At 73.8% G+C, this 17,708-nt stretch carries 15 protein-coding genes; 4 read left to right on the top strand and 11 right to left on the bottom strand.

What is annotated here, in order from left to right; translation table 11 throughout:
* Nucleotides 1-6 precede the first annotated feature (6 nt).
* The 4 genes from F8568_RS08460 to F8568_RS08445 are packed head-to-tail and all read right to left on the bottom strand — an operon-like array spanning nucleotide 7 to nucleotide 4,362.
* Nucleotides 7-837, bottom strand: a complete 831-nt coding sequence (locus F8568_RS08460; protein WP_151592932.1) for a carbohydrate ABC transporter permease — start codon at nucleotides 835-837, stop codon at nucleotides 7-9.
* Nucleotides 837-1,772, bottom strand: coding sequence for a carbohydrate ABC transporter permease (locus tag F8568_RS08455; RefSeq protein ID WP_151592931.1), 936 nt, complete (start codon nucleotides 1,770-1,772; stop codon nucleotides 837-839). The genes F8568_RS08460 and F8568_RS08455 overlap by 1 nt, the downstream gene beginning before the upstream one ends.
* Nucleotides 1,769-3,046, bottom strand: a complete 1,278-nt coding sequence (locus tag F8568_RS08450) for an ABC transporter substrate-binding protein (RefSeq protein ID WP_236008528.1) — start codon at nucleotides 3,044-3,046, stop codon at nucleotides 1,769-1,771. Before F8568_RS08450 ends, F8568_RS08455 begins: the two co-directional genes overlap by 4 nt.
* 14 nt (nucleotides 3,047-3,060) lie before the next feature.
* Nucleotides 3,061-4,362, bottom strand: a complete 1,302-nt coding sequence (locus F8568_RS08445; protein ID WP_151592930.1) for an NAD(P)/FAD-dependent oxidoreductase — start codon at nucleotides 4,360-4,362, stop codon at nucleotides 3,061-3,063.
* 259 nt (nucleotides 4,363-4,621) lie between these two features.
* Here F8568_RS08445 and F8568_RS08440 point away from each other — a divergent pair, with 259 nt between their 5' ends.
* Nucleotides 4,622-5,056: a CBS domain-containing protein gene (locus F8568_RS08440; RefSeq protein ID WP_151592929.1), complete on the top strand. Its 435-nt coding sequence runs from the start codon at nucleotides 4,622-4,624 to the stop codon at nucleotides 5,054-5,056.
* A 10-nt stretch (nucleotides 5,057-5,066) separates the two neighbouring features.
* Here the strand turns inward: F8568_RS08440 and yczR are convergent, their stop codons facing one another.
* Nucleotides 5,067-6,515: a MocR-like transcription factor YczR gene (yczR, locus tag F8568_RS08435; RefSeq protein ID WP_151593073.1), complete on the bottom strand. Its 1,449-nt coding sequence runs from the start codon at nucleotides 6,513-6,515 to the stop codon at nucleotides 5,067-5,069.
* 98 nt (nucleotides 6,516-6,613) lie between these two features.
* On the opposite strand from yczR, the gene yczE reads away from it, so the two are divergent.
* Nucleotides 6,614-7,213, top strand: coding sequence for a membrane protein YczE (yczE, locus tag F8568_RS08430; protein ID WP_151592928.1), 600 nt, complete (start codon nucleotides 6,614-6,616; stop codon nucleotides 7,211-7,213).
* Nucleotides 7,214-7,360: 147 nt separating this feature from the next.
* On the opposite strand, the gene F8568_RS08425 is transcribed toward yczE, so the two are convergent.
* From F8568_RS08425 to F8568_RS08410, 4 genes are all read right to left on the bottom strand, one after another.
* Nucleotides 7,361-8,515 (bottom strand): glycerate kinase, encoded by a 1,155-nt coding sequence (locus F8568_RS08425; RefSeq protein ID WP_202124662.1) that lies wholly within the window; start codon nucleotides 8,513-8,515, stop codon nucleotides 7,361-7,363.
* 2 nt (nucleotides 8,516-8,517) lie between these two features.
* The gene (locus F8568_RS08420; RefSeq protein ID WP_151592927.1) at nucleotides 8,518-9,408 is read right to left on the bottom strand and encodes a hypothetical protein; all 891 of its coding nucleotides are present in this window, start codon (nucleotides 9,406-9,408) and stop codon (nucleotides 8,518-8,520) included.
* Nucleotides 9,405-10,502 carry a S66 peptidase family protein gene (locus tag F8568_RS08415; protein WP_151592926.1) on the bottom strand — a complete coding sequence of 366 codons (1,098 nt, stop codon included), beginning with the start codon at nucleotides 10,500-10,502 and terminating at the stop codon, nucleotides 9,405-9,407. The genes F8568_RS08420 and F8568_RS08415 overlap by 4 nt, the downstream gene beginning before the upstream one ends.
* A 91-nt stretch (nucleotides 10,503-10,593) precedes the next feature.
* Nucleotides 10,594-11,361 carry an SIR2 family NAD-dependent protein deacylase gene (locus F8568_RS08410; protein ID WP_151592925.1) on the bottom strand — a complete coding sequence of 256 codons (768 nt, stop codon included), beginning with the start codon at nucleotides 11,359-11,361 and terminating at the stop codon, nucleotides 10,594-10,596.
* Between the two features lie 107 nt (nucleotides 11,362-11,468).
* Between F8568_RS08410 and F8568_RS08405 the strand changes: the two genes are divergently transcribed.
* Complete coding sequence (locus F8568_RS08405) at nucleotides 11,469-12,449, top strand: sulfotransferase family protein (protein WP_151592924.1); 981 nt, start codon at nucleotides 11,469-11,471, stop codon at nucleotides 12,447-12,449.
* A gap of 52 nt (nucleotides 12,450-12,501) precedes the next feature.
* Here F8568_RS08405 and F8568_RS08400 read toward each other — a convergent pair whose 3' ends face one another.
* On the bottom strand, nucleotides 12,502-14,460 hold the full coding sequence (locus tag F8568_RS08400; RefSeq protein WP_151593071.1) for an ABC transporter ATP-binding protein: 1,959 nt from the start codon (nucleotides 14,458-14,460) through the stop codon (nucleotides 12,502-12,504).
* Between the two features lie 255 nt (nucleotides 14,461-14,715).
* Here F8568_RS08400 and F8568_RS08395 point away from each other — a divergent pair, with 255 nt between their 5' ends.
* Nucleotides 14,716-16,653: a Xaa-Pro dipeptidyl-peptidase gene (locus tag F8568_RS08395; protein WP_151592923.1), complete on the top strand. Its 1,938-nt coding sequence runs from the start codon at nucleotides 14,716-14,718 to the stop codon at nucleotides 16,651-16,653.
* A gap of 84 nt (nucleotides 16,654-16,737) precedes the next feature.
* Here F8568_RS08395 and F8568_RS08390 read toward each other — a convergent pair whose 3' ends face one another.
* On the bottom strand, nucleotides 16,738-17,544 hold the full coding sequence (locus F8568_RS08390; RefSeq protein WP_151592922.1) for an enoyl-CoA hydratase/isomerase family protein: 807 nt from the start codon (nucleotides 17,542-17,544) through the stop codon (nucleotides 16,738-16,740).
* Nucleotides 17,545-17,708 lie beyond the last annotated feature (164 nt).

The following is a 17,708-nucleotide window of genomic DNA, read 5'->3' as shown; positions in this document are numbered from 1 at the left end:
GCCACCTCATCCCTTCACCGCGCCGGACGTCAGCCCGGCCACGATCCGGCGCTGGAACACCAGCACGAACACCACGATCGGCACCGTGATGACGATGGCGGCCGCGGCGATCGACCCGGTCGGGTTCTCGAACTGCGACGACCCGGTGAAGAACGAGATCGTCGCCGGCGCGGTCCGCGCCCGGCTGGAGGACGTCAGCGAGATGGAGAACAGGAAGTCGTTCCAGCACACGATGAACGCCAGGATCGCGGTCGTCACCACACCGGGCGTGGCCAGCGGCACGATGACCCGCCGGAACGCCTGGAACGGCGTGGCACCGTCCATCTTGGCGGCCTTCTCCAGGTCCCACGGGATCTCCTTGAAGAACGTCGACAGCGTGTAGATGGTCAGCGGCAGCGCGAAGGTGATGTACGGCAGGATCAGGCCCGGCCAGGTGTCGAAGAGCCCGAGCGTCCGCTCGATCTCGAACAGCGGCGTGACCAGGGAGATCTGCGGGAACATCGCGATCAGCAGGGACAGCCCGAGCACCAGCGGCTTACCGGGGAAGTCCAGCCGGGCCACCGCGTACGCGGCCATCGTGCCGATCAGGATCGCGACCAGGGTCGACACCAGCCCGATGCCGATCGAGTTGCCGAGCCCGCGGACGAAGTCCGCGTTCTCGAAGATGCCGCTGTAGTTGCGCAGCGTCCACTTGGTCGGGAAGAACGTGCCGTCGGTGAAGGTGGACGGGTCCTTGAACGACAGCGACGCGATCCACACCACCGGGACCAGCGCGTACAGCAGGACCAGCAGGTTGACCAGGCTCCAGCGGGTGATCCCGCCCGAAGTGCGGTCCATCAGCGCCTCCCCGCGTCGGGCGCGCTCGTGCCGAGCACCTTGACGAACACGAACGCGATCAGGGCGACGGTCACGAAGATCAGCACCGACATGGCGGAGCCGATGCCGAGGTTCAGCCCGCCGATCAGGTTGTGGTAGGCGATCAGCGACACCGAGCCGGTGTTCTGCGCGCCGTTGGTGAGCACGAAGATGTCGTCGAAGATCCGGAACGCGTCCAGCGTGCGGAACAGCAGCGCGGCCAGGATCGCCGGCTTCATCAGCGGCAGCGTGATCCGGGTGAACCGCTGCCAGGCCGTCGCGCCGTCGGTCGAGGCGGCCTTCAGCGCGTCCTCCGGGACGAGCGCCAGCCCCGCCATCAGCAGCAGCGCCATGAACGGCGTCGTCTTCCAGATCTCCGCGAGGATGATGATCCCGATGGCCGGGAAGTGGTCGGTGAGCGGCGCCGCCCCCGCCGGCAGCAGCCGCGTCAGGAACCCCGTGCCGGGCGTCCAGGCGTACTTCCAGCCGTAGGCGGCGGCGACGGTGACGATCCCGTACGGGATCAGCACGACGGCCCGCACCAGCCCGCGGCCGACGATCGTCCGGTACATCACCAGCGCGATCACCATGCCGAGGACCAGTTCCACCGCGACGCTGACGAAGGTGACGAGGACGGTGACGGCGAACGCGTTCCACCAGAACGGGCTGCCGAGCACCGTCGCGTAGTTGTCCACCCCGATCCACGCCTTGCGGGCGGGGAAGCGCAGGTCGAAGCGCTGCAGCGACAGCAGCATCGAGTAGACGATGGGCCAGCCGGTGACGGCGAGCATCACCACGGCGGCGGGCGCGCACAGCATCCAGCCGAGCCGCCGCTCCGACCTGCGGTTCGCGCTCGGCACGGGGATCGCGCGGCCCGGGACCGCGACGACGTCCGTGCTGCTCGCGTCCTCGTTCATGGAAGCACCCCTTTGCTCTGCAGCGCGTCCCCGATCAGCTGCCGCAGCGAGCGCAGCGTGCGGGGCGGGTCGATGGCCGACGGCGGCGAGAGCCGCACCGCCGTGACCGTCGACACGTTCTGGTAGGTGGGGGTCATGGGACGGGCGGCGGCGGTCTTCAGCGAGTCGAGAATCGCCTGCCGCATCGGGTACGCCTTGGCCATGCCGGGCGCCCAGTACACCGACTCGACGGCCGGCGGGAGCCCGTCCTGGATCGCGGCGGTGCGCTGGCTCTCCGGGTCGCGCAGGCACAGCGCGGCCTGGAACGCGGCGTCCGGTTCGGCGGAGTAGCGGCTGACGGCGAAGTTCGCCCCGCCGAGCGGGGCGCGCCCCGGCCCGGTGATGCCGGGGTAGGGCGCCCACTTGAACCGCTTCAGCAGCTTGGGCTGCAGGTCCGCCATCGACGCGTAAACGAACGGCCAGTTGATCTCGTAGGCGCCCCGTCCCGACTCCACCGCCAGCCGCGCGTCGTCCTCCTTGGTGTTGGAGATCGACGGGTCGGCGGCCTTGGACCGGGCGTAGGCCCGCATCGTCCGCAGCGCGGTCAGCGCGCTCGGGCCGAGCTCGAGCCGCTGCCCGTCGGGGCTGAGGATCCGCCCGCCGGCGGACGCGACGAGGCTGTTGAACCAGACGACGAGCCCCTCGAACTGCGCGCCCGTGACCTCCCCGTAGTGCGGCTTGCCCTCCGCCGCGAGCCGCTCCGACTCCTTGATCAGCCCTGCCCAGGTGGACGGCGGGTGCGGTATCAGGTCCGAGCGGTACCAGAGCAGCTGCACGTTGGTGTTGTAGGGCGCCGCGTACAGCCGGCCCTCCCAGGTCGCGGTGGACAGCGGCCCCGGCAGGGTGCCCTTGCGGGCCTCGGCCGCGTACCGGCCGGTCCATTCGCGGATCCAGCCGGCCTGGGCGAGCTCCGCGGTCCAGGTGACGTCGAGCCCGAGGACGTCGAGGCCGGAGTCGCGGGCGGCCAGCCGCCGCACCAGCTGCTCGCGCTGGTCGTCGGCGCCGCGCGGCAGCGTGTTGACGACGATCCGGAACCGGCCGTGCGCCTCCCGGTTGCACCGCGCGGCGATCGCGCCGATGCTCTCCTGCGGCGCGTTGTACAGGTTCACGACACGGGTGCCCGAGGCGCCCGACGCGCAGCCGGCCGCCAGCCCCGCGGTCAGTACGGCCGTCACCGCCGCCACCGCGCGGCTCCCGGCGGAGGCGGCGCCCGCCGGGAACAGTGCCCGCCCCATCGGCAGCGACCTCGTCACAAGCTGTGCTCGATGTCGACGAGGCTGCTGGTGCGCGGATCGAGCAGCCCCAGCCGGATCAGGTCGTCGCCGGCCGTCGCGTGGATCAGCCACTGGCCGAGCACCCTCGCGCGCGCCGACACCGACGGGACCGTCGCCAGGTGGTAGCCGCGGGTGACGGCCTGCGCGACGACGCCGGTCAGTTCCACGCCGAGGGGCCGCGCGACCGCCTGGACGCCGCCGAGATCGACGACCAGCCCGAGGTCTTTGTGCCGGTACTGACGGGGCTCGTGGCCGAGCAGCGAGGCGGCGACGTTGTGCGCGGCGACGCGGCCCTGCCGGGTGGCGTGCTGCGCGGTCGGCGGGCACATCGCGTCGCCTCCTCCGGCGAGGTCGGGGACGGCGGCCGCGTCGCCGACGGCGAACACGTCGGGGAAGTCGGCGAGCCGCAGGTCCGCGCCGACCCGGACCCGGCCTCGGTCGGCGGGCAGGTTGAGCGTGGAGACCACCGGGCTGGGGGTGACGCCCGCGGTCCAGATCGCGGTGCGGCACGGCAGCGTCGTCCCGTCGGTCAGGTGCGCGCAGTGCGGTTCCAGCCGCTCCAGGGTGGTGCCGAGCCGGATGTCGACGCCGCGGCGGCCGAGCAGCCGCATCGCCTCCCGGCCGAGCCGGTCGCCGAGCTCAGGCAGCAGCTTCGGCGCGATGTCGATCAGCGTCCAGGTCAGCAGCGCCGGGTCGAGGCGCGGGAAGCGGCGCAGCGCCTTGGTGGTGAGCAGCTGCAGGTTCGCGCAGGTCTCCACGCCCGAGTAGCCGCCGCCGACGACCAGGAAGCCGAGCCGCGCGGCCCGTTCCGCCGGGTCCATGCTGACGTTGGCCAGCTCCAGTTGCGCGATCACGTGGTCGCGCAGGTAGACCGCCTCGGCGAGGTTCTTCAGCCCGTGCGCGTGCTCCTTCAGGCCGGGGATGTCGAAGGTGCGGGTGACGCTGCCCGCCGCGAGGACGAGCCGGTCGTAGCGCAGCGACACCTTCGTCCCGTCGATCTTCTCGACGTCGATCGTCCGCTCGTGCAGGTCCGCGCCGCGCACCTTGCCGGGCAGCAGCTGGGTGCGGCGCAGCAGCCGGTGCAGCGGCCCGGCGATGGCCCGCGGGTCCAGCACGCCGCCCGCCACCTGCGGCAGCAGCGGCTGGTACAGCGTGTAGCCGAACGGCGCGACCATGACGATCTCGGCCTTGGCGGGCCGGAGCAGGCGCTCCAGCGTGCGGGCTGTGTTGTAGCCGGCGAAGCCGGCGCCCATGATCACGATTCGCGGTACGGGCACGGCGGGCTCCCTGGTCACCTTGGACGGCCTTCACTGAGTGATCAGGAGACCACATTACGTGACCTGTGATCCACTTCCCCGGACGGGGCCGGGTTAACACGACGTGTCATGACCCGCCGGGCATCCGCCGGCGCGGCGCCGGTCCGGAAATGATGTACCGTGCCGGGGTTTTCCCGGACGCCGAACCATGCGACCTTGTCAGGAACGACCAACCCCCAACGCCCGCCACGGGCCCGAGACCGGCACCGGAGCGTGAGCCATGCGGATTCGCGAGATCCTGCGGAGGAAGGGAGACGCGGTGGCGACGGTGGCGCCCGACGCCACCGTGCGGCGGCTGCTCGCCGTCCTGGCCGAGCACAACATCGGGGCGGCGGTGGTGTCGCCGGACGGCGCGTCCATCGCCGGCATCGTCACCGAGCGCGACGTCGTGCGCCGGATGCACGACCGCGGCGCGGCGCTGCTCGACCACCCCGTCTCCGAGATCATGACCACCGACGTGCACACCTGCGGGCCCGCCGAGGACGTCGAGGACCTGCGGCGCACGATGACCGAGAACCGGTTCCGGCACGTCCCGGTCGTCGACGGCGGGCGCCTCGCGGGCATCGTCAGCATCGGCGACGTGGTGAAGAGCGCCATCGACGAGCTGGAGAGCGAGCGCGAGCACCTCGTCGACTACATCCAGCGCGCGCCGTGACGGCCGCCCGTCACACGTAGGCGGGCAGCGGCCGCGGCGCCGGGGCCGCCTGCACCTCGCGGTAGGCGAGCGCGAGCCGCTCCACCGCGTACCTCAGGGTGTCGGGCGGCAGGACGTAGGGCAGCCGGACGTAGTCCTCCAGGACGCCGTCCACCCCGAACACCGGGCCCGCGACGACCCGCACGCCGAGCCGCTCGGCGGTCTCGGCGAGCTGGGTGGCGACGGGCGCGCCGATGCGCGCCCACAGGGACATGCCGCCCTCGGGCAGCCGGAACTCCCAGCCGGGCAGCAGCTCCCGCAGCGCGGCGGCGAGCGCGTCCCGGTTGCGCAGCAGGGTCGCGGCGCGCTCGGCCCGCACGTCGTCGATCCGCAGCAGCAACTCCCGGACGATCAGCTGGTCGAGCACCGGGCTGGCCATGTCGAACGGCTCGCGGGCCAGCACGAGCCGGCGGGCGAGCGGCCCGGTGGTGCGGATCCAGCCGATCCGCAGCCCGCCCCACATCAGCTTGGACGCCGACCCGATGGTGGCGACGCGGCCGCCGGTGTCATAGGCGGCGACCGGCGGCAGGCGCGGCGCGCCGGGATCGTGGGCGAGGTCGGCGAAGGTCTCGTCGACGACGACGAACGCGTCCGCGCGGCGCGCCGCGTCCACCAGCGCGGCCCGGTCGTCGGCGCCCATCAGCAGGCCGGTCGGGTTGTGGAAGTCGGCGATCGTGTAGGCCATCCGGACGGCGGCCTGCCGCATGCTGCCCGCGACCAACTCCATGTCCCAGCCCTCGTTCACCCCGACCGGGACGAGCCGGGCGCCGCGCCGGCGCAGCGCGCCGAGCGCGTGCGGGTAGGTCGGGCGCTCCACCATCACCGGGTCGCCGGGCTCCGCGAGCGTCTGCGTCAGCAGCGTGCACGCGTGCTGCGCGCCGGTGGTGACCACGATCTGGTCCGGGCGGGTCGGCACGCCGCGCGCCTCGTATCCGGCGGCGATCACCTCGCGCAGCACCGCCAGCCCGGCGGGCTCGTAGCCGGGCCCGCCGCTGTAGCGGGGCAGTTCCTCCACCGCCGCGGCGACCGCCTCGTTGAAGATCTCCGGGGCGCCCGGCGTGGCGCAGCCGAGGTCGACGAACGCCGGGTCGTCGGGTACCGGATGCGCCCTGCCGTACCGCCCGCCGGGCGCCGGCTCGGACGACATGCGGACCGGTGGCAGCGCCGTCCAGCTCCCGGCGCCCTGCCGGCTCTCGATGTAGCCCTCCTCGCGGAGCCGGTCGTAGGCGGCGGTCACCGTGGTGCGGCTGACCCCGAGCGCGGCGGCCAGGTCCCGCTCGGCGGGCAGCCGGGTCCGCAGCGCGAGCCGGCCGTCGAGGACGAGGGTCCGGACGGCGCGGGCCAGCGCGGCGTAAACGGGACGCTCGCGCGGGACGTCGCCGAGCAACCGGGCCAGTTGGACGCCGCTGACGTATCGCATGCTCACACAGACCACTTTCGCATATTGGCCCTGGCATTACCAGGCCACTGAAAGCATACTGGACCAGCAAGCGGACAAAACTTCACCTGGAGCAGGAAATGGCCTTGACGGCACGGCGCCTCGTGCAGCTCTATGCGGGATTGGCCTTGTACGGCCTGGGCATAGCGCTGCAGGTGTCCTCCCGGCTCGGAAACGACCCGTGGGACGTCTTCCACCAGGGCCTGGCCCGCCGGTTCGGGCTGTCCATCGGCGCCTGGATCATCATCGCGGGTGCCGTCGTGATGCTCGCCTGGATCCCGCTGCGGCAGCGGCCCGGCCTCGGCACCATCAGCAACGTCCTGCTCGTCGGCGCGTTCGCCGACCTGTTCCTGTGGCTCCTGCCGAGCCCGGACGCGCCGGCCGCCCGCTGGGCGTTCCTGCTGCTCGGCGTGCTGGCCGGCGGCTTCGCCACCGGCTGCTACATCGGCGCGGGCCTCGGGCCCGGCCCCCGCGACGGCCTGATGACCGGCCTGGCCGCGCGCGGACACTCGATCCGGGTCGTGCGCACCGGGATCGAGCTGAGCGTCCTGGCCGCCGGCTGGCTGCTAGGCGGCACCGTAGGCGTCGGCACCATCCTGTACGCCGTAGCGATCGGCCCCCTATCGCACGTGTTCCTACCGGCCTTGCAGATCAAGCCCCCGGAACCAGCCACGGCGTGACCCGGGTGCCAGGGAAACGAAGAAGGTAAAGGGCCAAGCCCCTACCGGGGGTGTGGGGGCGGAGCCCCCACCGGGGGGTGTGGGGGCTGGCCCCCACCGGGGGGAGCGGCACCCGTAGCGGAGCGCCAGCGGAGCGAAGGGGGCCGCTCACCCCGCAGCGGGGGGTGTGGGGGGTCGCCCCCCCACATAGAGACGCACTACCTGTTCAGTAAGGGTGGTGAGGAGGGGTGCGGCGTGGGTTTTGAGGGCGTCGAGCGCGCGGGGTCCGTCGGCGATGCTGAACGCGGCGGTGAGGCCGAGGCCGTGCAGTTCGTCGAGGGGGCCGGTGACGCCGCCGGCGAGCGCGATCGCGGGGATGGCGCGGTCCCTGGCGAGGGCGGCGACGGCGGAGACGACCTTCCCGCCGGCGCTCTGGCCGTCCACCCGGCCCTCGCCGGTGATCACGAGGTCGGCGCCGTCGAGCGCGTCGTCCAGGCCGACGGCGGCGGCCACCAGCCCGGCCCCGCCGGACGGTTCGGCGCCGAGGACGCCGACCAGGCCGCCGCAGGTGCCGCCGGCCGCGCCCGCGCCGGGCAGGTCGTGGACGCGGACGCCGAACCGGCCGGCGACCACGTCGGCGAACCGGGTGAGCGCCGCGTCCAGCTCGCGGACCTGCGCGGGGTCGGCGCCCTTCTGCGGCCCGAACACCGCGGCCGCGCCGTCCGGGCCGACGAGCGGGTTGGTGACGTCGCACGCGACCCGGAACCGGGCGGCGCGCACCGCGTCCGGGACGCCCGAGTCGTCGATCGTCTCGAGGCGCGCCAGCGCGGCGCCGCCAGGCGGCAGCTCCGCGCCGTCCGCGTCGAGGAAGCGGACGCCGAGCGCGCGCAGCAGCCCGGTGCCGCCGTCGGTGCTGGCGCTGCCGCCGATGCAGACCAGCACGTCGCGCGCGCCGCGCCGGACGGCGTCGGCGATCAGCACGCCGGTGCCCGCGGTGCCGGCGTGCAGCGGGTCGGGCGCGTCCTCGACCAGCGGGAGCCCGGACGCGGCGGCCAGCTCCACGACCGCGGACCGGCCATCGCCCGACAGCGCGTAGGCGGCCTTCACCGGACGGCCCACCGGGTCGGTCGCGGCGACCTCGACCAGGTCGCCGCCGCGCGCGGCCATGAAGCAGTCGAGGGTGCCCTCGCCGCCGTCGGCCATCGGCACGCGGACCACCTCGGCGCCCGGTGCGGCGCGCCGCGCCCCGGCCGCCACCGCCGCGCAGACCTCCGCGGCCGACAGGCTGCCCTTGAACGAGTCGGGCGCGATAACGATCTTCACCCTCAGTACTCCGCCGTCGATGTGGCCAGCACGGAGGTGAACTCGCGCGGCAGGACCAGCGAGTCGCCCTCGTAGCGGGTCTCCAGGTAGGTCAGCTCCCCGCCGCGCCACCAGTACAGGTGCGGGCTGAGCGACCCCGGCCCCTCCTCGTAGGCGCGGTGGGCCTGCGCCTGCAGCTCGTTCGCGGCGGCCACGGCGGCGCGGTAGCGGGCCCTCGGGTGGACCTCCGACATCCGCAGCGCGTGCGCGACGATCAGGCTCCGGTTCGGGGCGATGACCAGCGCGCCGTGCGGGCCGATCGGCAGGTACTCCTCCAGCCACGCCAGGTGCGTGACGGCGTAGAACGTCCAGCCGTGCAGCACCGACACCCGGACGCCGCCGAGGTCCTGCTCGTCGAGCTGGAGCGGTCCGTCCGCGCGGACGTTGGCGCGGCCCAGCATGAACAGCGCGTCGCCGGAGACGGGCCAGCCGTTCATCTCGTCGGTGGTGACGGTCCGGACGGTGGTGGGGGTGTCGACCACGACGGCCTCGATCAGCCCGGGCGCGAACGGCCGGGCCGCGAGCACGCCGTTGTCGGCCTCGGCCGGGTAGATCCGGGTGCGCAGCAGGTGCTGGGCGAGGTCGAAGTCGCTGAGGTCGAGGGGCTCCTCGATCGCGGTGACGATCGTGGTGACGTGGTCGGACACCAGCGCCGGCCAGTCGTCGCGCGGCACCATGCGGGCGAGCTGCCGCAGGTCGCGCATGCTCACGTGCAGCCTGTTGGCGCCCTCCAGCAGCATCACCTCTCCGGGCGCACGGTGGCAGGCGTAGCCGAGGCTCTCGGCCACCAGTACCAGCAGCGAGTCGAGTGTTCCGTCGTCCCACGGGTCGGGACGGGCGTGCCGGCCGCTCATCGCACACCTCCCGGCGCTTCCAGGGTCAATACGCCGCCGTCCGGCCCGCGGTTCAGATCATCGGGCGCCTCGAGCACGGCGGGCGCGCCGAGCTCGAGGGTGGCCTGGCGGGCGCCGTGCCCGGCGGGCAGCCCGGCGAGGACGGGGACGCCGAGCGGCCCGAGCCGCGCGGCGAACACGGCGTCCAGCTCGGCGGGGTCGCCGGAGCGTTCCCACGAGCCGAGCGCGACGCCCGCCGCGCCGTCGAGCCAGCCGGCCTGGAGCAGCTGGACGAGCATCCGGTCGATCCGGTACGGCGCCTCCGTGACGTCCTCCAGGAAAACGATGCCGCCCTTCGCGGGCGGCGGGGCGTACGGGGTGCCGAGCAGTGCGGTGATCAGGCTAAGGGTGCCGCCGGTGAGCGGGCCCGCGGCGCGCCCCGGACGCAGGGCGTGCGTGCCGGGCAGCGTCACGGTGCCGCCGAACAGGGCGGTGCGCAGGCCGTCGAGGGCGGCGGCGAGGTCGCCGCCGGGGTCCGGGGCGGGGTCGGGGGCGCCGAGGTCGGCGATGATGCCGGCGGGCATGGGGCCGAAGGAGCTGGTGACGCCGAGCCGTGCGCCGAACGCGGCGTGCAGCGCGGTGATGTCGCTGGAACCGTGCAGGATCTTCGGGGCGTCCCCATCCGCGGCGGCGGCGAGCGCGTCCCAGTCGAGGTGGTCGAGGACCCGGGTGGCGCCGTAGCCGCCGCGCGCGCAGATCACGGCGCGCACGCGCGGGTCGCACCAGGCGGCCTGCAGGTCGGCGGCGCGGTCGGCGTCGGTGCCGGCGAGCCGGTGCCAGTCGTCGCGCACGGGCCCCGGGGCGCCGAGGTTGACACGGTCGAGGGCGTGCTTGCCGACCACGACGTCAAGGCCGAGGTCGCGCAGCACCGCGCAGCCCGCCTCGAGCCGCGCCGGCTCGGCGGGGCCGCTCGGCGCGACGACCGCGACCCGGTCCCCCGGGCGCAGGCGCCGGTACCTGCGGACCCTCCCCCGTGCCGGCCGTTCGCCGGGCATGCCTGCGGCGGGCGCGTCGGACGGCCCCTCGACCCCCTCCGCGCGGGCGCCCCCGCTCATCAACCCGATCCCTCCTCGCACCGCAACGGATAGAGCTTGTCAGGATCCGGCCGCCAGCGGAAGGGGCGCCCGGTCACGACCCGCCAACGGATCAGCGGCCGGTGCCGAGGGCGATACGGGCCAGCCGCGGCAGGGCCTCCCCGATCGGTGTGCGCAGCACCGCGTCCGCGAGCCCATCGTAGGGGGTCGGCTCGGCGTTCATGATCACCAGCCGGGCGCCGTGGTCGACGGCCTCCAGGCACAGCCCGGCGGCGGGCTGGACGGTCAGCGAGGTTCCGACGGCGAGGAACAGGTCGCAGGAGCGCGCCGCGCTGATCGCCGCGTCCAGCACGTCCTGCTCGAGCGCCTGGCCGAACGAGATCGTCGCGGACTTCTGGATGCCGCCGCAGGCGGTGCAGGGCGGGTCGTCCTCGCCGGCGTCGACCCGGGCGAGGACGTCGGGCATCGGGGTGCGCAGGCCGCAGGACAGGCAGACCGCGTCGCGCATGGTGCCGTGGATCTCGATCACCGTCTCCGCGCCGGACCCGGCCCGCTGGTGCAGCCCGTCGATGTTCTGGGTGATCAGCGCGCGGAGCCGGCCGGCCCGCTCCAGCTCGACCAGGGCGGCGTGCGCGGCGTTCGGCTCGGCGTGCCAGGCGGGGTGGTCGCGGCGGGCCCGCCAGGAGCGGCGCCGCACCTGCGGGTCGGCGAGGTAGGCGCCGATCGTGGACATCGCCTCGGCGGAGGGGTCCTTGGTCCAGACGCCCTGCGGGCCGCGGAAGTCGGGGATGCCGCTGTCGGTGGAGATCCCGGCGCCGGTGAGGACGGTGATCGACGTCGCCCGCGGCAGCAGCCGGGCGAGCGTGAGGGGTTCGCCCATTCCTCAAGGTTAGGGGCCGGACGATCGGGCCGCGTCCCGGTTCCGGGCGGCCGCTACGGTGCGTCACGGCCCGACCGGCTTCCAAAAGGTGACAAACTTGGCCCGGTATGAGGTCCACGCCGCACATCCTGGTGATCAACGGCACCAAGGTCCACCGCCCGGTCTTCATCCTGGGCGCGCCGCATTCGGGTGCCGATCTCCTCGCGCGCGCCGTGAAGCGGTCCGCCGGGTTCCACCTCACGACCGGGCGCCCCGGCGTGCTCCGCGTGGTCTACGCCTTCGCCCGCCGACCCGCCATCGCGACCGAGCGCGGCGCGGGGGCGGCCCGGGTGATCCGGGACGCCTACGCCGAGGCGTGGCAGATCTCCGCGCGGGCCTGCGCGGAGTGCCCGGACGAGTGCCGCGGCCTCGCCGGGCTGCCGCCGCGCCCGGCGGTGCTGCGCGACCGGCCGGTGCACGACGGCGACGCCGAGGGGCCGTGCGTGCAGCCGCGCGGCATCAGCCGCTACGCCGACGCCTCCCCCGACCTGATCTACAGCGCGGACGTGCTGCTGGACGCCTTCCCCGACGCCCAGCTCGTCCAGGTGATCCGGGACGGCCGGGACGCGGTCGCCGACATGCTCGCCGACGAGCGGTGCCTGGCGTGGTTCAAGCCGGGGCTGGCCAACCTCGACACGGTGTTCCCGAACCCGTTCTTCGGGGTCGAGGACCACACCGAGCGCAACCGCTGGCCGCAGGCGGCGGCGGCCGTGAAGTGCGCGCTGCGCTGGCGCGGCTCGGTGCGGCTGAGCGCGCGGCTGCGGCGGCAGGTGCCGGAGGAGCAGCTGTTCACCGTCCGCTACGAGGACCTCGTCGCCCGCCCCCGCCGGGTCGCCGGCGAGATGGCGCGGTACCTGGACGCGGACCTGTCGAAGACGACCCTGTCCGGCCTGGTCCGGGCCGGGGCGCGCGGGTCGGACACCGCCGGCGCCGAGCCCGCCGTCGGCGCCTGGCGGGACCGCCTGACGCCCCGCCAGCTCGCGCAGGTCGAGAAGGTCGCGGGCACGGAGCTGCAGCGCCTCGGCTACCGCCTCAGCACCGACGCCTGAGGGCGCCGCTCAGACGAGCGCCGCTCGGACGAGCGCCGCTCGGACGAGGGCGCTACTCGGCGCCCAGCGGCTCGGTCGCCCGCTCCTCGTCCTTCTGGTGGGAGAACTGGGTGCGGTACAGCTCGGCGTACAGGCCGCCCTCCAGCAGCAGCTCCTCGTGCCGGCCGCGCTCGGCGACGCGTCCCTCCTCGATGACCAGGATCTGGTCGGCCTCTCGGATCGTGGACAGCCGGTGCGCGATCACCAGCGAGGTCCGGCCGGCCAGCGCGGTGCGCAGCGCCTCCTGTACGGCGGCCTCGGACTCGGAGTCCAGGTGCGCGGTCGCCTCGTCCAGCACCACCACCGACGGCGCCTTCAGCAGCAGCCGCGCGATCGCCAGCCGCTGCTTCTCGCCGCCCGACAGCCGGTAGCCGCGGTCCCCGACGACGGTGTCCAGGCCCTCGGGCATGCTCGCGACCAGCCGGCCGATCTGCGCGGCGTCCAACGCGGCGAGGATCTCCTCGTCGGTGGCGTCCGGGCGGGCGTAGCGCATGTTCTCGCGGATGGAGTCGTGGAACAGGTGCGCGTCCTGGCTGACCACGCCGACCTCGGCGCGCAGCGAGTCGAGGGTGACGTCGCGGACGTCCACGCCGCCGATCAGCACCGCGCCGTCCGAGACGTCGTAGAGGCGCGACACCAGGTGCGTGATGGTCGACTTCCCGGCGCCGGACGGCCCGACCAGCGCGACGAGCTGCCCCGGCTCGGCGGTGAAGTCGACGTCGTGCAGCACCTGCTTGCCGGGGGCGTGGTCGGTGCGCGCGATCGACTCCAGCGACGCCAGCGACACCTCGTCGGCCGACGGGTAGGCGAACCGGACGTGGTCGAACCGGATCGCCGGGGCGCCCCGCCGGGCGGCGCCGTTCCCGTTGGCCTTGGCCAGGGCCGCCGTCCCCGCCTCGCGCGCCTCGGCCAGCGTCCGGGCGCCGTCGCGGTCGCGGATCAGCGGCTTGAGGTCGAGGACCTCGAAGACCCGGTCGAAGCTGACGAGCGCCGTCATGACGTCCACGTGGACGTTGGACAGCGCGGTGAGCGGCCCGTACATCCGGGTGAGCAGGGTGGCGAGGGCGACGAGCGTGCCGAGCTGGAAGCCGCCGTCGACGACCAGGTAGCCGCCGACGCCGTAGACCATCGCGGTGGCGAGCGCGGCGACGAGCGTGAGACCGGTGAAGAACACCCGCCCGTACATGGCGGAGACGACCCCGATGTCGCGGACCCGCGCGGCGCGCCCGGAGAAGTTCTCCTCCTCCTCGGCGGGGCGGCCGTAGAGCTTGGCGAGCATGGCGCCCGCGACGTTGAACCGCTCGGTCATCAGCGAGCTCATCTCGGCGTCCAGCACCATCTGCTCGCGGCTGATCCGCGACAGCCGCTTGCCGACCCACTTGGCCGGCAGGATGAACACCGGCAGCAGCAGGAGGGCGATCACCGTTACCTGCCAGGACAGGATCATCATCGTGATCAGCACCAGGACCAGGCTGATCACGTTGGACACCACCGACGACAGCGTGGTGGTGAGCGCCCGCTGCGCCCCGATGACGTCGTTGTTGAGCCGGCTGACCAGGGAGCCGGTCTGCGCCCGCATGAAGAACGCGACGGGCTGGCGCTGGACGTGCCCGAACACCTCGCTGCGCAGGTCGTAGATCAGGCCCTCGCCGATGCGGGCGGAGTACCAGCGCTGCGCGAGCCCGAGCGCCGCGTCCAGCAGGGCGAGCCCGGCCACCGCGACGGCGAGCCAGATCACCAGGTCCTGGCGGTGGTGCAGGATGCCGCGGTCGATGATCGACTTCAGCAGCAGCGGGTTGGCGACGACGACCAGCGCGGCGAGCGCGTTCAGGCCGAGGAACAGGACCAGGTCGCGGGTGTAGGGGCGGGCGTAGCCCGCGATCCGCTTGATGGTGCCGGGCTTGAGCCGCTGCTGGGTGACGGAGTCGTCGCGGCGGAACGAGGCCATCACCTGCCAGCCGTTGCCCGGCATTCCCGGCATGCCCACTACTGCCTCCGAGGGATCTCCGCGCGCCCGGCGCGTTACGGGCGCGCGTGAAACGTAATCAAGTAAGCATCTCAGTATCCGGGCGGGACAACGCGCGCCCGGCCGGCGCGCTTCCCGGCTCCGCTCACGGCGTAACGGCTCTGGACTTCCCGCCCGAACCGGTGGTTAATGTGATCAACAACTTCAGGCTCTCACCCCCCAGGAGCCCCTGTGCCCCAGCGCTCACCACAGCGCACGCGCATGCGCCCGCCACGAGCGGGCGCCCGTGCTGTCACCCTGACCACCGGTGTCGCACTGGCCGCAGCCGCGCTGCTCGCCACCGCACTGCCCGCCGCGTCTGCGTCCGCGAGATCCGCGCCCGCCGCGCCGCCGCACCGCCTCACCGTCGCGAACGGCGAGACCCAGCCGGTGTTCTCCCGCGCCGACGCCGTCACCCAGACCGTGAACATCGAGACCACCGCCGACAGCGACCGCGACGGCGTGCGCGACCGCGTGCAGCTGCGGATCATGCGGCCGAAGGAGACCGACACCGCCGGCCTCAAGGTCCCGACGATCATGGAGCCGAGCCCGTACTGGGCCGGCATCAACGACGTCCCGAACCACCCGGTGGACATCGGCGACGCGCAGGCCCGCGCGCTGACCACGTCCCAGCGGAACCTCGCCGAGATGTTCCCCGGCTACTACGACAACTACTTCCTACCGCGCGGCTACGCCGTCGCCGACCTGGACAGCATCGGGACGGGCGGCTCGACCGGCTGCCCGACATCCGGGGACCGCAGCGAGCAGGCCGGCGCCAAGGCGGCCGTCGACTGGCTGAACGGCCGCGCCCGCGGCTGGGCGCCCGACGGCACGCCGGTCAAGGCCACGTGGTCGACGGGGAACGTCGGCATGATCGGCCAGTCCTACGACGGGACGCTGCCGAACATGGCCGCGGCGTCCGGCGTCGAGGGCCTGAAGGCCATCGTCCCGATCGCCGGGATCAGCAGCTGGTACGACTACTACCGCGCGGGAGGCGGCGTCGTCGCGCCCGGCGGCTTCCAGGGCGAGGACCTCGACGTCCTTGCGAAGGCCGTGCTGACCCGCCGCGACCCCGAGGTCTGCGCGAAGGTCATCGACGGCATCGAAGCGACCCAGGACCGCGAGACCGGCGACTACGGCAAGGTCTGGGCCGAGCGCGACTACGTCGGCCAGGCGCGGAACGTGCACGCCGCCGTCATGGTCGTGCACGGGCTGAACGACTGGAACGTCAAGCTGAAGAACTCCGTCCAGTGGTGGAACGCGCTCAAGAAGGCGGGCGTGCCGCGCAAGCTGTGGCTGCACCAGGGCAACCACTCCACGCCGTTCCGCTGGCGCGTGGAGGAGTGGCTGCGGCAGACGCTGCACTGGTTCGACCGGTACCTGTACGGCATCCGCAACGGCATCGACAAGGAGCCGCGCGTCGACATCGAGCACGCGGACGGGACGTGGGAGACGGCGAAGGACTGGCCGGTCCCCGGCACCCGCACGGTCCCGGTCCGGCTGAACGCGGGCCCGTCCGGCCAGCCGGGCACGCTCGCCCTGCGCGCCGGCGCCGGCGCGACGCAGGGGTTCACCGACGAGGGCGGGACCCGCACCGCCGAGGACCTGCTGGCGAACCAGGACCAGGCGGACCCGAACCGGCTCGCCTACCTCACCGGGGCGCTGGACCGGCCGGTCCGGATCGACGGCACGCCGTCGGTGTCGCTGCGCGCGTCGCTGGACGGCCGGTCGCCCTACCTGACGGCGCTGCTGGTCGACTACGGCACCGACAGCCGGCCGACCGGCGCCCGCGTCGACACCGGGCAGAAGGTCTGCTACGGGCAGAGCGTGCCGGGCGACGAGGGCTGCACCACGCGGCAGGCCCTCGCCGTGCAGACCGCTCCGTACAAGATCATCACGCGGGGCTGGCTGGACGCGCGGAACCGCAAGAGCTTCAGCCGCACCGACCCGATCACCCCCGGACGCGCCTACACCTTCCGCTGGGACCTGCAGCCGACCGACTACACGGTCAAGGCCGGTCACCGGCTCGGCGTGATCGTGCTGTCCACCGACCACGACTACACGCTGCGCTACCCGGCCGGCACCGGCGTCACGGTGCGGACCGGCGTCAGCCGCGTCGACCTCCCGCTCGCCCGCGGCGGCCGCGAGGCCCTCGGCTGACCGAACCACGTTCACTTGCGGCGAGTCGTCGTTATGCGACCGGCCATGACGACGACTCGCCGCAAGTCGACGATGGGCGCGGGGTCAGGTGCCGAAGAGCTCGCGGAGGCGGCCGATCTGCTCGCGGCGCTCGGCGGCGCACTGCTGCTCGAGGGTGTTCTCCGCGGCCTCCCACAGCAGCCGCTTGGTCGCGACCGCGGCGCCGGGGTTCACCGCGAGCAGGGACGCGACGAGCTCGGCGACCGCGGTGTCCAGGCCGTCGCGCGGCACGACGGTCTCGGCGAGGCCGAGCCGGGCCGCCTCCTCGGCGTGCACGGTCCGGGCCGTGAGGCACAGCTCGAGGGCGCGGCCGATGCCGACGATCTCCACCAGCGGCTTGGTGCCGGTGAGGTCGGGGACGAGCCCGAGCGCGGGCTCCTTCATGCAGAACTTGACGTCGTCGGCCGCGACGCGGATGTCGCAGGCCAGCGCGAGCTGGAACCCGCCGCCGATGACGTGCCCGTGCACCGCCGCGACGGTGACGATCTCGGGGCGCCGCAGCCAGGTGTACCCCTCCTGCAGCTCGGCGATGAAGCGGTCGGTCGCCGCGGCGTCGGAGCCGTCGGCGAAGCCCTCCCCGCCGCCGCTGAACATCGACAGGTCGATGCCCGCCGAGAACGAGGGGCCGGCGCCGCGCAGCACGACCACCCGTACGCCGTCCGGCAGGGACCGGCCGATCGCGGCCAGGCCGCGCCAGGTGGCGAACGTCATGGCGTTGCGCCGCTCCGGCCGGTTCAGCGTGACGGTCGCGACCGCCCCGTCGACCTCCAGCAGCAGCCCGGCCGCAGCCAGCTCCTCCTCGGCCGGCCCGGCCGCCGCGGCCGTCTCCGCTCCGGCGTTCGCGTCCGCCATCCGCCATCCCCTTCCGAATGAGCACGGCGGGCCCGCCCCGCCGTCCACGGGGCGGGACCCGACCTGCCCGCCGCCGCGACCGAACCCTACTCGGCGGGTCGCGGCGGCGGATCAGGCGGTGCGCTCATCCGGGGGAAGCCGCCCGTCGCGGGCCCGGGACCGTG

This window comes from Actinomadura physcomitrii (genome assembly GCF_008923205.2).
GTDB lineage: Bacteria > Actinomycetota > Actinomycetes > Streptosporangiales > Streptosporangiaceae > Spirillospora > Spirillospora physcomitrii.
Note: the sequence above shows the minus strand (reverse complement) of the source record. Positions and strands in the feature narration are given on the sequence as shown.